Below are 15,938 nucleotides of genomic sequence, written 5' to 3' on the forward strand. Positions count from 1 at the left end.
GGCGAAAAATGTGGCATCCGCCCCGCGAGACGCTGAACAATCACGGCTCGGCAAGCTCGGGCCGCAAGCGTGAACTCGACCGCCGGTTGCCTGCCACGCCGGCGACCTGAACCTCGGCATCCTGGCCGTTGGCAGAGGTTAGAGCCGCAGTCGAGATTACTCCTCGCTGGTCCACTCCACCTCGACACCAAGGCTGCGCAGGTTCTCGACGAAACGCGGATGGGCACGGCGGATGGGCGCGGCGTTGCGGATCTCCGAGCGGCCATCGATGCTCGCGGCCACCATGAGCAAGGCGATGGCCACGCGGATGATGTACGGGCTTTCCACCACCGCCGGCGTCAGGGGATTGCCACCAAAGGTGATGAGCCGGTGCGGGTCGGACGAGAACACATGGGCGCCAAACTTCGACAGCTCGCCGGTCCAGCCCAGCGCGCCGTCGTACACCTTGTTCCAGAACATGGCGTTGCCCTGCGCGCGCACGCCCAGCGCGATGAAGATAGGCAGCAGGTCAACCGGGAAGTAAGGCCACGGCGCGGCCTCGACCTTGGTCAGCACGTTGCTGGTAAACGGCGTCTGCACTTTCAGGGGACCGGCGCTGGTGGCGCGGGACCAGCCATCTTCGTGCGTGATCTGCACGCCGAACTTGGCGAAGGTGCGGTCGATCAGCGGGAAATTCCCCGGCGCGCTGTTGCGCACCACGACATCGCCGCCGGTGATGGCGCCCAGCGCCAGGAAAGTGGTGATCTCGTGAAAATCCTCGTCGAAGGTAAAGTCGCCACCCTTGAGCTTGTTGCCGCCATGCACCGTCAGGCGCGAGGTGCCCATGCCTTCGATGCGCGCGCCCATCATCGCCATGAAGCGGCAGAATTCCTGCACATGGGGCTCCGATGCGGCATTGGTGAGCGTGGAGGCGCCACCCGCTGCTGCGGCACACAGCACGAAGTTCTCCGTGGTAGTGACCGATGCATAGTCAAGCCAGTGGTCGATGGGTGTCAGCTGGCCGGCACTGCGCACCAGCAGCGACCCATCGGCCCGCTCCACCTCGCCACCAAAGCGGCGGAAGACATCGACGTGCGGATCGATCTCGCGCACGCCAAGCGTGCAACCCTTGACGTTATCTTCGAGCCGGGCCACGCCAAAGCGGGCGAGCAGCGGCGGCACCAGCATGATGGACGAGCGCATCTCTTCGGGCAGCCGATGGCGGGCCGCGTCGAACACGGTCTCCTGATGGTGCAGCGACAGCGTGCCGCTTGCGTCATCCATATGCACCTTGCTGCCCAAAGCACGGAAGATGTCGAGAATCTTGCGCACATCGGTGATGTCGGGCACGCCATGCAGGCGCAGGGGCTCATCGGTCAGAAGCGTGGCGCAGAGCACAGGAAGCACTGCATTCTTGTTGGCGGAAGGGGTAATACGCCCCCGGAGCGGCTTGCCGCCGTGCACGATGAGATTGGACATGGGATGGGATATTGCGAGACGAGCCAGGACAGGATGGAACAACGCCCAGCATTGTACTTGCACTGCCAAGGACAAGGATGCCACCCTGGCAGCGTTCACAGATGACGCTCTCGAAAAGAGACCAGGTTGGAAAAACCGCCTCAGGCAGCGCGCAGGCCCAGGGCGATGGGACGGCGTCCTGCAAGTGGTGCGCCTGAAGCACTTTGCGCCGCGATATCATGGTGGCTGCACAAACGCGTGGGGCGACAATGCAGATTGACCGGACGACGATCTGTCGGGGCGATGCCGATGCGCCGCCTGGACAAGCACCGGGCAGCATCAGCCGCCGCGCGTTCCTGGCGTCTGGCGCTGCACTGGCGCTAGCCGCCTGTGCACAGGGACACCTTGCCGGCGACACCCAGCCGCAGGGTTCAGCCGGCACGAAGGCCGCCAAAGACGCGAGCGGCGTCAAAGACGTCTCCCCCAGGAAGCCCTCCCCCGCCGCGCTGGTCATCGACATGCACAGCCATGCCGGGCGCGTGATTGTGTCGCGCGATCCCGCCATCGGCGCGGACCGGCCCTTCCTTGCGCTGGCCGCGCCGATGCGCGCGGGCGGCGTGAACGTGATCTGCCTGGCGATCGTGACGGATACCATCGTCACGCGCGTGTCCGCCGATCGCACGCGCTTCGAAGCCTGGCGAACCCCGTCCGAAGGCGAGCTCTACGCGCTTGGCGTGGCCGAATTCGCGCGTGCGCACAAGCTGGTGGAGCGTGAGCAGATGCAAGTGGTGACCGACGCGGCTACGCTGGCCACGCGGGGGCCGGCCGGGCCGTGCGTGATCATCGCGTCGGAAGGTGCGGACTTCCTGGAGGGCAGGCTCGAGCGTGTGGACGAAGCGTACGGCATGCACCAGTTGCGCCACCTGCAGCTCACACACTACCGCGTCAACGAACTGGGCGACATCCAGACGGAGGCGCCGGTGCACGCAGGCCTGACGGATTTCGGCGCGGATGTGGTGCGGCGCTGCAATGCCTTGGGCATCGTCGTCGATGTCGCGCACGGCACCTATGACCTGGTCAAGCGCGCCGCCGCCATCTCCACCAAGCCGCTGGTGATTTCGCACTCCGCGCTGGCGACGCGCCCCAGCCTGCGCAGCCGGCTGATCACGCCAGACCACGCGCGCGTGATCGCGGGCACCGGTGGCGTGATCGGGGTCTGGCCCAGCGCGGGCACCTTCCGCGACCTGCCTGCGATGGCGCTAGGCATCAAGCGCATGGCCGACGTGGTTGGCGTGGATCATGTGGGCGTGGGAACGGACATGCTCGGCTTCATCTCGCCACCGGTGTTCCGGACCTACGATCAGTTGCCCTCGCTGGCCACCGCGCTGCTGGCGGCAGGATTCACGCAAGAGGAAGCCGGCAAGGTGCTCGGCGGCAATTACCGCCGGGTGTTCGAAGCGTGCGTGGGGTAGCGCGAGGGACCTGCGCTTACGGCGCGCGCCGTCCCGCCTTGCCCTCACCCGGCGTATCCTGGGTATCCTGGGTATCCCGTGTATCGTCGGCCCGCGACCGGCGGTACGCCTCCCGCCCGGCATAGACAGCGCCCGCGGCAAACATCAGCGCCAGCGCAAACCAGGTGATCGCATAAACGAGGTGGTTGTTGTTGAACGTGATGACGGTCAGCCCGCCCACCGGCCAGGTGCGCTTGCTGGCGTCCCCGAGCGGCACGGCCGCGTCTGCATCGATGAAGTAAGGCGCCACGTTGCGCAGGCCGCGCGCGGCGGCAATGGCCGGCACATCGCGCGCGTACCAGCGCCCGGCCGCCGGATCGTTGGTGCGCAAAAAGCCGTTGCCGGGCTCGCTGAAGCGCAACAGGCCGGTGACGGTGGTCTCGCCGGTGGGGTCACCCCCGCCGCGCCTGGCGCGCTCGCTCAGCTCAGGCGGCACAAAGCCACGGTTGACCAGCACCACATTGCCGTCCGCCGTGCGCAACGGCGTCATCACCCAGAAGCCGCCACCCAGTTCCGTCACGGCCTGCACCAGGGTCTCGCTGTCGTTCAGGAAGGTGCCGGTGAGCCGCACGCGGCGGTACTCGTCGGCGGCCTTGGTGAGCCGCGGCCACTGATCGGCGCTGGGCGCGGCCGTGGCGGGAGCATGCACGCGCGCGTTCACGCGTTCGATGAGGTCGAGCTTCCACGCGCGGCGCTCGACTTGCCAGACGCCGAGCGAAAGCAGCCCGGCTACCGCCACGATGGCGAGCAGGGCAAACGCCACAAGCGCGCCAGTGGCGCGCTTGCGGGAAGGCGGATTGGGTTGGGCCACGCCCTGCTGCCGGGCCGTCAAGGCAGGTTCTTCATGTCGTGCATTGGCATCATGTTCTGGTCGAGGTGGAACATTACCCAAAGCGAGCCGCTCAGCGCGATGACCACCAGCACGATCGTGAAGATCAACGCCAGCATGGTCCATCCGCCCTCGGATCTCGCATTCATATGCAGGAAATATATCATGTGGACGACGATCTGCACCGCGGCGCAGCCCAGCAGGAACAACGCGGTGGTGCTGGATTTATCGAAAACCTTGGCCATCACCAGCCAGAACGGGATCGCCGTGAGGACCACCGCGAGCACGAAGCCCGTCATGTAGCCCTTGAAGGTGCTATGGCTGACCTCGCCATCGTGGCCGTGGTCGTCATGGCCATGCCCGTGGCCATGGGGATCGCCTGCAAGGGCATTGTCATGCGCGTTCATGGCAGCACTCCCATCAGGTAGACGAAGGTAAACACACCGATCCAGACCACATCCAGAAAGTGCCAGAACATGGACAGGCACATCAGGCGGCGCTTGTTCTCCGGGATCAGCCCGTGCTGCCCCACCTGCACCATCAATGTGATGAGCCAGACGATGCCGACCGTCACGTGCAGCCCATGGGTGCCCACCAGCGTGAAGAACGAGGACAGGAACGCGCTGCGCTGCGGCCCCGCGCCATCGTGGACCAGGTGCGCGAACTCGTAGAGCTCCAGGCTGATGAACGCCGCGCCCAGCAGGCCGGTGATGCCGAGCCAGATCAGGGTGGCGCGCACCTGCGCCTTCTGCATCTCCAGCACGGCAAAGCCGTAGGTGATCGACGACAGCAGCAGCATGGTGGTGTTCAGCGCCACGAGCGGCAGCTCGAACAGTTCGGCGCCCGTGGGGCCGCCGGCGTAGCGCCGCCCCACCACGCCGTACACGGCAAACAGGCTGGCGAAGATGAGGCAGTCGCTCATCAGGTACAGCCAGAAGCCGAGCAACGTGCCGTTCTGCGGATGCACCTCGCTGGTCGCGTAGAAGCTTAGCTCGCTCTGGCGCGGGGTGTCCGGCATGCTCACATCGCCGGGGCCGTAGGGGGCGGTGGTATCAACCATGGGTGGCAAGCAGGCGCGTGCGCTCTGCCTCGGTGCGGACGACGTCGTCGGCCGGGATGTAGCAATCGCGCTTGTAGTTGAAGGTGTGGCCGATCGCCACGATCAGGATGGCGGCGAAAGACACGATCACAAGCAGCCACATGTGCCAGATCAAGGCAAAGCCGAGCACCGTGCTCAACCCCGCCAGGATGATGCCCGCGCTGGTGTTCTTCGGCATGTGGATCGGGATAAAGCCCTGCTGTGGCCGCTGGTAGTGGTGCTCTTTCATCTGCCACCACGCGTCGTTGTCATGGATGACCGGGGTAAAGGCAAAGTTGTACTGCGGCGGCGGCGATGAGGTCGACCACTCCAGCGTGCGGCCGTCCCACGGATCGCCCGTGGTGTCGCGCAGGGATTCGCGCCGGCGGTAGCTGACCACCAGCTGGATCAGGAAGCAGCCGATGCCTAGCGCAATCAAGAATGCGCCGAATGCCGCCAGCTGGAACCAGATCTGCAGGGACGCATCCTCGAAGTGGCTCATGCGGCGGGTCACGCCCATCAGCCCCAACACATAAAGCGGCATGAAGGCAACGTAAAAGCCAACCAGCCAGAACCAGAACGAGCACTTGCCCCAGAACGGATCCAGCCGGTAGCCGAAGGCCTTGGGAAACCAGTAGGTGATGCCGGCCATCAGCCCGAACAGCACGCCGCCGATGATCACGTTATGGAAGTGCGCGATCAGGAAGAGGCTGTTATGCAAGGAGAAATCCGCCGGCGGCACGGCGAGCAGCACGCCGGTCATGCCGCCGATCACGAAGGTGACCATGAAGCCGATGGTCCAGAGCATCGGCACCTCGAAGCGGATGCGCCCGTGGTACATGGTGAACAGCCAGTTGAACATCTTGGCCCCGGTCGGGATCGAGATGATCATGGTGGTGATGCCGAAGAACGAATTGACGCTGGCGCCCGAGCCCATGGTGAAGAAATGGTGCAGCCAGACCAGGTAGGAGAGCACCGTGATCACCACCGTGGCGTACACCATCGACGCGTAGCCGAACAAACGCTTGCGGCAGAACGTGGAAACCACTTCCGAGAAGATGCCGAACGCGGGCAGCACCAGGATGTACACCTCCGGGTGGCCCCAGATCCAGATCAGGTTCACGTACATCATGGCGTTGCCGCCAAGATCGTTGGTGAAGAAGTTGGTGCCTGCATAGCGGTCCAGCGCCAGCAGGGCCAGCACGGCGGTGAGCACCGGGAAAGCGGCGATGATCAGCACGTTGGTGCACAGCGCGGTCCAGGTGAACACCGGCATCTTCATCATGGTCATGCCGGGCGCGCGCATCTTGACGATGGTCACGAGCAGGTTGATGCCCGATAACAACGTGCCCAGCCCGGCGACCTGCAAGGACCAGATGTAATAGTCCACGCCCACGTCCGGACTCTGCAACACGCCCGACAGCGGTGGATACGCCAGCCAGCCGGTGCGCGCGAACTCGCCGACGAACAGCGACATCATCACCAACACGGCGCCGCCAACCGTCATCCAGAAGCTGAAGTTGTTGAGAAAGGGAAAGGCGACGTCGCGCGCGCCGATCTGCAACGGCACGACAAAATTCATGAGCCCGGTGACCAGCGGCATGGCCACGAAGAAGATCATGATCACGCCGTGCGCGGTGAAGACCTGGTCATAGTGGTGCGGCGGCAGGTAGCCCAGCGAATCGCCAAAGGAGACCGATTGCTGCAGCCGCATCATGACCGCATCGGCAAAGCCGCGCAGCAGCATGACGATGCCCAGCACGACATACATGATGCCGATCTTCTTGTGGTCGATGCTGGTGAACCACTCGCGCCAGAGATAGCCCCACGCTCGCAGGTAGGTCAGTGCGCCAACCAGCGCCAGCCCCCCGATCGCGACGGCCGCGAAGGTCGCCAGCAGGATGGGCTCGTGATAGGGGATTGCCTCCCAGGTGAGGCGGCCGAATACCAGTTGCGTCAGGTCGAGGTGCTCGGGCATTGTGTCACCAGGGCCGCAAGGGCGTTGTTTCAGGAATCGGGGAGCAACGGGTCATTGTTGCGACGTCATTGCGGCAATGTCATTGCGGCAACGTGCTGGCGGACGCCACACGGGGGCCGTTGCCAATGCCGGCAGGGTCGCTTGCCGTGCAGATCGCGCCCAGGCTCGCGCCGGCGGCGCCGCGCTCGAGCGCTGCCACGTTGAAGGCCCGCGGCTTGTCCTTGCCCTGGCCCTGCCTTGCACTCATGGCCATGTCCTTGATGCAAGGCCGGTTGGCTTGCACGCAGCGGTTCAGGATCGCATCGTACAAGCCCGGCGCCACGCTGGCGTAGCGCCTCACCGGCTCAAGCTCGCTGGGTTGCTCCAGCTGCAGGTAAGCGTCGCGCGTCAGTGCCCCGCCGCCGGCCTTGGCTTGCTGGACCCAGCGCGCGAATTCCTCTGCGCTCATGCCATGGAACTTGAAACGCATGCCGGAGAAGCCCGCGCCGCTGTAGTTGGCGGAGAAGCCCTCGTAGACACCCGGCTGGTTGATCACGGCGTGCAGCTTGGTCTCCATGCCAGGCATGGCGTAGACCTGCCCCGCCAGCGCAGGGATGAAAAAGGAGTTCATCACGCTGGACGCCGTGATCTTGAAGCGGATCGGCTGATCCACCGGCGCCGCCAGCTCGTTGACGGTGGCGATGCCCTGCTCGGGGTAGAAGAAAAGCCACTTCCAGTCCAGCGCCACCACCTCCACGGTGAGTGGCTCCATGCCCATGGGCACCGGGCGCTCGGCGTCGATACGGCTCAAGGACTGGTAGGGATCGAGCTTGTGCGTGCTGACCCAGGTCAACGCGCCCAGGGCGATGATGATCAAGAGCGGCGCTGCCCAGATCACCAGCTCCAGCAAGGTGGAATGGTCCCAGTCGGGCTCGTAGATGGCCTGCCTGTTGGCTTCGCGGTAGCGCCAGGCAAAGAGCAGCGTCAGTGCAATCACCGGCACGATGATCAACAGCATCAGCCCGGTTGAAATGATGATTAAATCACGCTGCCGGATCGCGAGATCCCCGGCCGGGGCCAGCAAGACCGCATTGCAGCCTGTCAGCAGCAGGATGGCTGCAAACAACAGACATCCGCGCGTCGCGTAGCGGGATGGCACTATCCGAATGCGAAATTGCATAGCCGTGGAAGTGATCGTTGGAACTACGCCGGTGGGCTGGCCGCGGAAACTCAACATTTCCTATGGCACTGTAGTCAAAGAAGTGCCATTCTTAAAGGAGTGACACAAAACGCCACCCCGAACAACGAGAGACGAGAGGGCCTGACGATGTCCAGCAGCAGTAGCAGCAGCAGCGGCAGCAGCGGCGTTGCGCACCAGCACCAGCCGTCACCGTCTTCCCCCACGCCCGCGCAAGACGCGGCGCACCGGGCGCGGGTGGCGCCCGCCGAGATCGCCGCCGGCGTCGTCATCGGGCGAGCGTCCGAGTATTTCGACTTCTTCGTCTACGGCATCGCCTCGGTGCTGGTCTTCCCCAGCGTGTTCTTCCCGTTCGTCAGGCAACTGGAAGGGCTGCTGCTGTCCTTCGCGATCTTCTCCTTCGCTTTCATCGCCAGGCCGTTCGGGACCACCTTGTTCATGGCGATCCAGCACCGCTGGGGACGCAGCATCAAGCTGACGGCCGCGTTGTTCCTGCTGGGCACCGCCACGGCGGGCATGGCGTTCCTGCCGGGCTACGATGCGCTCGGCAACCACGCCATCGTCATCCTGGCGGCGCTGCGCATCCTGCAGGGCATTGCGCTGGGCGGCTCATGGGACGGGCTGCCATCACTGCTGGCACTGAACGCCCCGGCGCACCGCCGCGGCTGGTACTCGATGCTGGGACAGCTCGGCGCGCCGATCGGATTTCTCCTTGCCGGCTCGCTGTTCCTCTACCTGCGCGCCAACCTGGATTTCGACGAGTTCCTGGACTGGGGCTGGCGCTATCCGTTCTACGTGGCGTTCGCCATCAACGTGGTCGCGCTGTTCGCGCGCCTGCGGCTGGTGGTGACCCGGGAGTACACGCAGCTGCTGGAAGAAGGCGAGCTGGAGCCGATCAGCCCGGCGCAGATACTGCGCGCCCAGGGCTACAACCTGTTCATCGGCGCCTTTGCCGCGCTGGCCAGTTACGCGCTGTTCCACCTGGTCACGGTGTTCCCGCTGTCGTGGGTCGCGCTGCACGCCACGCAGGACATCAATGACGTGCTGATCATCCAGATCATCGGCGCGGGGATCGCCATGGCGGCCACCATCGCCTCCGGCTGGATCGCCGACCGCATCGGGCGGCGCACCACCCTGGCGCTGATGGCAGTCCTGATCGGCATCTTCGGCCTGTTCGCACCGTACCTGATGAACGGCACCCCGGCGCGGCAAGACCTGTTCATCCTGATCGGCTTCGGCTTGCTGGGCTTGTCGTACGGGCAGGCCGCGGGCGCTGTCACGGCAAACTTCGGATCGCGCTTTCGCTATACCGGCGCGGCGCTGACCTCCGACTTTGCATGGCTGTTCGGCGCCGCCTTCGCGCCGCTGGTGGCGTTGGGACTGTCGGCGGAGTTCGGCTTGTTTGCCGTCAGCGGCTACCTGCTGTCCGGCGTGGCATGCACGTTGCTGGCGCTGTGGATCAATCGCAAGATGGAAGCGCGCGACTGACCCGGCCACGATAATGCAAACGGCCAGTCATGCGCAATGACTGGCCGCTTTCCTTTACACGCCGCTTTGCTCAGAAATCCCCGAAGAACCCGCGCGCGGCGACCATGCAGAACGGTGCCACCAGGCTCCCGTGGTAGGCCTCGGTCACCGCCGACGCGCCACCATCGGTTGCGCCCGCCGCCACGGCCTGCGCGGCGAGCGTCGCCTTGGCCAGCGCAAAGCCCTGCTTGATCGGGGCATACGGATCGGCGGGCCCGGCCACCGGCGCATCCACATCCAGCACCGAAGTCAGCCCCGCCGGCACCTTGGCGTTCTGCCAGTAAGCCTGCTGCACGGTCGCGTTGAAGAAGAACACCGTCGGGTCGAAGCGACCGCCGCAAAGCTGCACCGGGGCACGCGGGATCCAGTTGCGCAAGTCATTGCGCTTGAACGCCTGGCGCAGCGGCGCAGCCGGGTTGGCCGCCGGCGCCATCGCCACCGTGGTGTACGGGAACGCGCCATCCGGATTGACCAGCGCGTCTTCCAGCAGGCCGAGGCGGAAGCTGTTGCGCACCAGGTTGCCTTGGCCAAAGCCGAGGGCAAAGATCGGCGTCAGCTCAGGCGGTGCCAGCGGGGGCGAAGTCGGCGGCGTCAGCGAGGCAAACTGCGCGGCCGGCGGATAGGGGCTGAAGAGCGCCGTGGCGGGCAATTTTCCGTTGCCAATCAGCGTGTCGATTGGCGTCACGCTCGGCAAGAGATCCTCGATGCCACGCGCGTAGGTGGCCTCAAACAGGTCGCCCGGCCTGCGGTAGATGTTGCCGTAGGCGTTCTGGTAGCTGGTCGCCACCATGGTCGTGAAGATGGTGGAACCCAGATCCACCTCACCCGCGACCAGCGCGTCCCCGGTGGCCGCCATGGCATAGGGCCCCGAACCCGTGGAAGCCGCCGTCACGTTGATGCCCGCCGCCTGCAGCGCGCGATGCGTGGCCATGGCAACGTGGCCGCCCTGCGAATATCCGGTGATAAAGAGCTTGCCATTCTCCCGTGCCGCCTTGCCCGAGCCCGCCCGGGCCAGCGCAACCCGCGCGGCCCGCAGCGAGTCGATCATGTCCGCCGATTGCTGCTGGGCATTCAGGTAGGGATGATAGGAAAGCTCGGAGCCGGCGTAACCCGCATAGTTGCTCGCCACCACGATATAGCCCTGCGCGGCATACATGGCCGCAACGCTGATGCCCTCCGAGGCGCCATCACCGTTGCCCGGGTCCTGCTGCGTCAGGTCCGCAAGGTTGTACTTGCGGTAGGTGGTGGTGCCATGCGCGTACATCAACGCCGGGCGTGGCCCACCGCATGCGCGCCCGCCGCTTGGAATCATCAGCGCGCCGCTCGCGGTGGTGGGCTCATTGGCGCCCCCGATGGTGCGGTAGCGGAAGTAGACGATCTCCAGGTCGCACGCAGGGGTGCCGGCGATCTGCAATAGCTGCCGGCCTGAATCGCTCGCATTGAGAACACCGGCCAGCGCCGCCGCGCTCAGGCGCAGCGTGGTCCTGTGATCGAGAAGCTGGCCGCGACTACTGTTGTCGTTGTTGTTGCAACTGCCCCCGCTGCAAGAACTCGCCGATTGCGCACAAGCCCCCGCGCTCAGCGCCAGACACGTCAAGCCCGCAAAGCCCGCCTTCGCCATGGTCAATCGCATCTTCCATCCCCCCGCCAGTGGACTACGTCGGTTAGCCTGATCCACACAATTAGCGGAGTGTAGGTAAACGGTTCAACTACCCGCCAGCCTTATAGCGCACGATCTCGTATTGTGAAAAAGGGATGAACAGGTCGTGATGCCTGTCCACCCCGAGGGTCAGGACCAGTAACGCAAGGTTGCAGCCAGGCGGCCAGGCCTAGCGCCCTGTGCGCACCTGGAAGCCCAGCCCCGGCGACAGCACGGCGGCATCGCCATCGCGCAGCTCGATGGTTTCCAGGCTGCCGTTGTCCCGGGATTCGGCGGCAAACTCCGCGATGTTGCGCAGGCGCGCGGCCGGAATGCCGCACGCGCTAAGCCGCGCTTCCAGCTCCGTGGCCAGGCCATCGGCCAGCGCGGCGGCGAGCGCCTCCTTGAGCGCGCCCGGATCGAGCGAGCGCACAAAGGCAGGCAGCCCGCTGCGTTCCAGCGGCGGATTGAACAAGGCGGGATCCCGCGCAAGCTGGCCAAGGCCCAGCGCTTCGAGCAATGCCAGCAACTGGCCTGGCGTGTTCGCGCCGATGGCCAGCCAGCCGTCGCGCGTGCGGAAGAAGTCGGCGGAGGGGCTGCCGGAGTAGCCCTGGTTGCCCTGCCGGGGCGGCGTGGCGCCGTGCGTGAGCGCGTCGCAGGTCATGGGGTACATCAGCTGCATGCCGGCGCTGGCCATGGAGATATCGAGCAGCATGCCGCGCCCGGTGCGCTCGCTGTCGCGTACGCCGGCAAGGATGGCGAAGGCGGCGAGCAGCCCCGTGGCGGAGTCGATGACCGGGAACCCCGTCTTGATGGGCGGGTCACCCTCGTTGCCCGCCATGTAGGCCATGCCGGTGGCGGCCTGCACCACGTGGTCGTAAGCGGGCCGGCCGCGCCATGCCGGCGCGCCGCGCCCAAAGCCGGAGATGCTGCAGTAGACCACGCGCGGATTCAGCGCAAGCACTGCCTCGAAGCCGAGCCCGAAGCGCTCCAGCACCCCCGGCCGCAGGTTGTCGACGAAGACATCGCAAGTGGCGGCGAGCTCCAGCGCATGCTGGCACCCTTGTTCGCTGCCAAGGTCGAGGGCAAGCGACGACTTGCCAGCGTTGAGCGCGACGAAGCCCTCGCGGCCCCGTGCGGTGCGGCGCATGACATCGCCGCCGTTGGCATTTTCCACCTTGGTCACGTCGGCCCCGAGCTGCGCCAGCAGGAAGGTGGCGAAGGGACCGGCGATGACGTGCGAGAAATCGAGCACGCGGATGCCCGCGAGCGGGGTAAATGAATGGGAAGCGGTGATAGACATGGCAGGCTCACTCGATCGTGATGTGGTTTTTCTCGATCACCTGCCGCATCCTGGCGGTTTCCTCGGTGACAAGGCGGGTGAAGGATTCGGGTGTGGGGCTCGGCTCGATGAGCGCCCCTGTCTCGGCATAGAACCGGCGCAGCCCGGGATCCGCCAGTGCCCTCAGCATGGCGGCATGCAAGCGCGCCACCAAGGGCTTCGGCAGGTTTGCCGGAGCCCAGATGCCGCTCCAGGAATCCAGCGTGAGATCGCTGCGCCCAAGCGCCTCGCTCAGGGTCGGCACGCCTGGCAGCCCGGGGATCCGCTGCGCCGAGGTCACGGCGAGCGCGCGCACCTTGCCGTTGCCGATCTGCGGCACGGCGGTGGCCGCTACCGGAAAACCGAATTGCGTGTCCCCCTTGATCAGCGACGGCACGATTTCCACCGAGCCCTTGTAGGGGATATGGACCGCGTTGATGCCTGTCGCCGATGCGAAGGCCGCCCCGCAGATATGCGCGGCCGAGCCAATGCCGCCCGATGCATAGTTCAGCGATCCGGGCGAGCGCCGCGCGGCGGCCACCAGTTCGCCCACGGTGCGGTACGGGGAGTTCGCCCCCACCACCAGCACGGCGGGGCTGACGCCGATGCGGATCACGTGGGTGAACGCCGCGGGATCGAACTTGACGGATGGCTGCAAGAGTTTCTGCGCGACGTGGGTGGAGGCGCCCAGCAGCAAGGTGTAGCCATCAGCCGGCTGCTGCGCCACGGATTCGGCGGCAAGGATGCCTGCCGCGCCCACCTTGTTCTCCACCACGATGGGCTGGCCAAGCTCCCTGCCCAGCACTTCGGCCAGCTTGCGCGCCTGGATATCCGGGCCGCCGCCGGCGGCATACGGCACCACCAGGCGAATCGGGCGGCTGGGGTAGTTGTCCACGGCAAACGCCAAAGCCGGCGTGCCGGATGCTGTCGCAACGGGCAGCGTCAGCAGGGTCCGCAGCATCAGGCGACGCGTGCGGCAGATGGATGCAGGCATCTCGGTCTCCTTTCTGGTTTTGCCCGATTGTCACGCCGCGCCATCATTCGAGACAATGATCCAGTTCTTATGAATCCATCAGGATTGGTTATGGCAACGGTTTCCCCTTCGCGCGTGGCTGCGGCGCGCGCCGCCCATCCGAACCGGATCGACCGCCTGCGTATCCGCCATCTGCGGCTGCTGGACCTGGTGGCGCGAACCGGCTCCCTGACCGCCGCCGCCGAGGTCATGCACATCAGCCAGCCGGCGGTGACCAAGATGCTGCAGGAGCTGGAGCAAGCCTTCGGCTGCACGCTGATCGAGCGCACTACGCGAGGCGGCCGCCTGAGCCCGGCGGGCGAGCGCGCCCTGGAGCGCTTGCGCATTGCACTGGGCGCCCTGGATGCAGCCAGCGAGGCCTTGGCGGCCCGCCCGGAGATCCCGCTGGTGCGCATGGGCGTGCTGCCGCTGGTCGGGGTCAACGTGCTGCCAAGGATGATCGCCGCGCTAAGCCGGCAGGGTGTGCTGCCGCGCTTGCAGGTAAGGGAGCACACCGTCAGCGGCCTGCTCGGGCTGCTCGCCAGTGGCGAGCTCGACTGCGTCATAGGCCGGCTGGAAACCGGCCATCCCGCGCAATCGCGGGAACGGCTGGACATCACGCCGCTATGGGACGAACACCTGGCCATTGCCTGCGCGCGGGACCACCCCCTTGCCAGGCGCCGCGAGGTCAGCCTGCCGGCACTGCATGAAGGACCATGGATCCTGCCGCCGCGCGGCACCCACACGCGGGAGGTCTTCGAGCAGCCGTTTCTCGATAGCGGTCAGTTGCCGCCCGTGCCGCATATCGAATCCATCTCATTTCACAGCAGCTTGTCGATGGTTGCCGCGAGTGGCTTCCTGACGGTTGCGCCGGCCAGCGCCGTGCGCCACTACGCGCAGACGTCCATGGTGCACCAGGTGCGCTTGCGCACGCCGTTCGCCTCCGGGCGGATGGTGTTCATTACCCAACGGGATGCGGCAGTTGCGCCGGCGGTCACCTTGATCGCCAATGCGCTGCAGGAAGCCGGCAACCCTTAGGGACGCGCCGGACGGGTTGCCAGGTTCACGCAAACTCACATAGCCCCGCCCCCTGACCGGATATCATATGCCCACCAAACAAGGCGCTCCCGGCTGGCCCACGATCCGCGGATCCGCGCATCAGCCCGGGGCAGGCAGCTTCACCTAGCGATACCACTCATGAATCCCAATCCCGACACCCCCGCACGCCCGGCCATCCGTTCCCTGACGCAGCTTGAAGGGCGCGTGCTGGCCGTGCTGGTCGAAAAGCAGCATACGGTGCCGGACACCTATCCGCTGTCGCTCAACGCACTGGCATCCGGCTGCAACCAAAAGACCGCGCGCGCACCGGTGATGAATGCCTCCGAGGCCGAGATCCTCACTGCCATCGATGGCCTGAAGCGCCTGAGCCTGGCCATGGAAGGCAGCAGCAGCCGCGTGCCGCGATTCGAGCAGAACATGAAACGCGTGCTGGGCGTGCCGAGCCAGTCGGTCGCGTTGCTCACCACGCTGCTGCTGCGCGGCCCCCAGACGGCCGCGGAGCTGAGGCTGAACTCCGCGCGCCTGCACGCATTTGCCGACATCTCGTCGGTCGAGGTATTCCTGGAAGAACTGGCCGCCGCCGAACCACCCTTCGTCGTCAAGCTGCCGCGCGCTCCCGGCGGGCGAGAGAACCGCTGGATGCACCTGCTGTGCGGCGAAGTCAGCGTGGACGATATCCCCGAGCGCGGCGGCACCGACGATGGCATCTCGCCCTCCGAATTCGAGTCGCTCAAGGCCGAGCAAAAGGAACTGGCTGAAAAGGTGAACCGGCTTCAGGCGCTGGTGGAGCGCATGGCGGGCGAACTCGGCATTGCGATCGACAAGGCGGCGCCTTAGTCGCGAGCGCAGGCGCGAGGAGATCGCATTCTCCAGCCGGCGAAAGAGTGCCTGATAGACCATTTTTTACCCGGGCCGGCCGCGAACCCGCTCGCGCCGGAAACCGCATGGCCACGGTGCCCGCCGCACGCGGCTCCCGGCCTGTCGACGCGCCACAACAGATGTCGTTGGCCCGATTAGTGCTTGCGCGTATGATCGGGCATGAATGCTCCCTGTTCACCGCGAGGCCGCAAACCAGATTGTCACGGCTTCGCCAAGCTCCCATGGCGCAGCCTTCCAGGGCAGACCAAGACACTCCGCTGTCACAAATCTGTCCTTGAAAGGCAGCCATACTTTGCAGTCCAAACACGTTGAGGCCTTTGACGATGCGCGTGACGATTCGCACCATTACCATTCCAGGAAGCCAAGGCCGGGCCGCCCTTCACCAGGCCGTCGTGTATGCCACGACGGAGCAGGAGGCTGCACCACTCATGACGAGTGACTGGAGCCAGCGCGAGCCTGAAGTCTTCATGGCTGCCCAGACTTGGGCAAGA

General features: G+C 65.7%; 13 protein-coding genes. 4 read left to right on the forward strand and 9 right to left on the reverse strand.

What is annotated here, in order from left to right; translation table 11 throughout:
* Nucleotides 1–156: 156 nt before the first annotated feature.
* Nucleotides 157–1,458: a UDP-N-acetylglucosamine 1-carboxyvinyltransferase gene (locus tag AC1RWI_RS07495; RefSeq protein ID WP_492865432.1), complete on the reverse strand. Its 1,302-nt coding sequence runs from the start codon at nt 1,456–1,458 to the stop codon at nt 157–159.
* A gap of 248 nt (nt 1,459–1,706) precedes the next feature.
* Here AC1RWI_RS07495 and AC1RWI_RS07500 point away from each other — a divergent pair, with 248 nt between their 5' ends.
* Nucleotides 1,707–2,909 (forward strand): dipeptidase, encoded by a 1,203-nt coding sequence (locus AC1RWI_RS07500; RefSeq protein WP_082055048.1) that lies wholly within the window; start codon nt 1,707–1,709, stop codon nt 2,907–2,909.
* Nucleotides 2,910–2,925: 16 nt separating this feature from the next.
* Here AC1RWI_RS07500 and AC1RWI_RS07505 read toward each other — a convergent pair whose 3' ends face one another.
* From AC1RWI_RS07505 to cyoA, 5 genes are all read right to left on the reverse strand, one after another.
* Nucleotides 2,926–3,759, reverse strand: a complete 834-nt coding sequence (locus tag AC1RWI_RS07505; RefSeq protein ID WP_492865434.1) for an SURF1 family protein — start codon at nt 3,757–3,759, stop codon at nt 2,926–2,928.
* A gap of 17 nt (nt 3,760–3,776) precedes the next feature.
* On the reverse strand, nt 3,777–4,184 hold the full coding sequence (gene cyoD / locus AC1RWI_RS07510; protein ID WP_043353083.1) for a cytochrome o ubiquinol oxidase subunit IV: 408 nt from the start codon (nt 4,182–4,184) through the stop codon (nt 3,777–3,779).
* Nucleotides 4,181–4,837 (reverse strand): cytochrome o ubiquinol oxidase subunit III, encoded by a 657-nt coding sequence (cyoC, locus tag AC1RWI_RS07515; protein WP_492865436.1) that lies wholly within the window; start codon nt 4,835–4,837, stop codon nt 4,181–4,183. Before cyoC ends, cyoD begins: the two co-directional genes overlap by 4 nt.
* A complete protein-coding gene (cyoB, locus tag AC1RWI_RS07520) occupies nt 4,830–6,833 on the reverse strand; it encodes a cytochrome o ubiquinol oxidase subunit I (protein ID WP_492865438.1) in 2,004 nt (667 codons plus the stop codon). Before cyoB ends, cyoC begins: the two co-directional genes overlap by 8 nt.
* Nucleotides 6,834–6,912: 79 nt before the next feature.
* A complete protein-coding gene (gene cyoA, locus AC1RWI_RS07525) occupies nt 6,913–7,992 on the reverse strand; it encodes a ubiquinol oxidase subunit II (RefSeq protein WP_492865440.1) in 1,080 nt (359 codons plus the stop codon).
* A gap of 147 nt (nt 7,993–8,139) precedes the next feature.
* On the opposite strand from cyoA, the gene AC1RWI_RS07530 reads away from it, so the two are divergent.
* Nucleotides 8,140–9,498 carry an MFS transporter gene (locus tag AC1RWI_RS07530; protein WP_043353074.1) on the forward strand — a complete coding sequence of 453 codons (1,359 nt, stop codon included), beginning with the start codon at nt 8,140–8,142 and terminating at the stop codon, nt 9,496–9,498.
* Nucleotides 9,499–9,568: 70 nt separating this feature from the next.
* On the opposite strand, the gene AC1RWI_RS07535 is transcribed toward AC1RWI_RS07530, so the two are convergent.
* From AC1RWI_RS07535 to AC1RWI_RS07545, 3 genes are all read right to left on the reverse strand, one after another.
* Nucleotides 9,569–11,170: an alpha/beta hydrolase family protein gene (locus AC1RWI_RS07535; protein WP_492865442.1), complete on the reverse strand. Its 1,602-nt coding sequence runs from the start codon at nt 11,168–11,170 to the stop codon at nt 9,569–9,571.
* Between the two features lie 196 nt (nt 11,171–11,366).
* Nucleotides 11,367–12,479 (reverse strand): CaiB/BaiF CoA transferase family protein, encoded by a 1,113-nt coding sequence (locus tag AC1RWI_RS07540; RefSeq protein WP_492865444.1) that lies wholly within the window; start codon nt 12,477–12,479, stop codon nt 11,367–11,369.
* A gap of 7 nt (nt 12,480–12,486) precedes the next feature.
* Nucleotides 12,487–13,491 (reverse strand): Bug family tripartite tricarboxylate transporter substrate binding protein, encoded by a 1,005-nt coding sequence (locus AC1RWI_RS07545; RefSeq protein ID WP_492865446.1) that lies wholly within the window; start codon nt 13,489–13,491, stop codon nt 12,487–12,489.
* Between the two features lie 90 nt (nt 13,492–13,581).
* On the opposite strand from AC1RWI_RS07545, the gene AC1RWI_RS07550 reads away from it, so the two are divergent.
* Nucleotides 13,582–14,547 carry a LysR family transcriptional regulator gene (locus AC1RWI_RS07550; protein WP_492865448.1) on the forward strand — a complete coding sequence of 322 codons (966 nt, stop codon included), beginning with the start codon at nt 13,582–13,584 and terminating at the stop codon, nt 14,545–14,547.
* A gap of 159 nt (nt 14,548–14,706) precedes the next feature.
* Nucleotides 14,707–15,405 carry a YceH family protein gene (locus AC1RWI_RS07555; protein ID WP_492865450.1) on the forward strand — a complete coding sequence of 233 codons (699 nt, stop codon included), beginning with the start codon at nt 14,707–14,709 and terminating at the stop codon, nt 15,403–15,405.
* Nucleotides 15,406–15,938 lie beyond the last annotated feature (533 nt).

The organism is Cupriavidus sp. MPR-AND1C (genome assembly GCF_058809705.1).

Coding starts and splice junctions, on each gene's coding strand:
- AC1RWI_RS07500 (WP_082055048.1), top strand. CDS start 1,707: ATGCAGATTGACCGGACGACGATCTGTCGGGGCGATGCCGATGCGCCG.
- cyoC (WP_492865436.1), bottom strand. CDS start 4,837: ATGGTTGATACCACCGCCCCCTACGGCCCCGGCGATGTGAGCATGCCG.
- AC1RWI_RS07530 (WP_043353074.1), top strand. CDS start 8,140: ATGTCCAGCAGCAGTAGCAGCAGCAGCGGCAGCAGCGGCGTTGCGCAC.
- AC1RWI_RS07550 (WP_492865448.1), top strand. CDS start 13,582: ATGGCAACGGTTTCCCCTTCGCGCGTGGCTGCGGCGCGCGCCGCCCAT.
- cyoD (WP_043353083.1), bottom strand. CDS start 4,184: ATGAACGCGCATGACAATGCCCTTGCAGGCGATCCCCATGGCCACGGG.
- AC1RWI_RS07540 (WP_492865444.1), bottom strand. CDS start 12,479: ATGTCTATCACCGCTTCCCATTCATTTACCCCGCTCGCGGGCATCCGC.
- AC1RWI_RS07545 (WP_492865446.1), bottom strand. CDS start 13,491: ATGCCTGCATCCATCTGCCGCACGCGTCGCCTGATGCTGCGGACCCTG.
- cyoA (WP_492865440.1), bottom strand. CDS start 7,992: ATGCAATTTCGCATTCGGATAGTGCCATCCCGCTACGCGACGCGCGGA.
- AC1RWI_RS07495 (WP_492865432.1), bottom strand. CDS start 1,458: ATGTCCAATCTCATCGTGCACGGCGGCAAGCCGCTCCGGGGGCGTATT.
- AC1RWI_RS07535 (WP_492865442.1), bottom strand. CDS start 11,170: ATGCGATTGACCATGGCGAAGGCGGGCTTTGCGGGCTTGACGTGTCTG.
- AC1RWI_RS07555 (WP_492865450.1), top strand. CDS start 14,707: ATGAATCCCAATCCCGACACCCCCGCACGCCCGGCCATCCGTTCCCTG.
- cyoB (WP_492865438.1), bottom strand. CDS start 6,833: ATGCCCGAGCACCTCGACCTGACGCAACTGGTATTCGGCCGCCTCACC.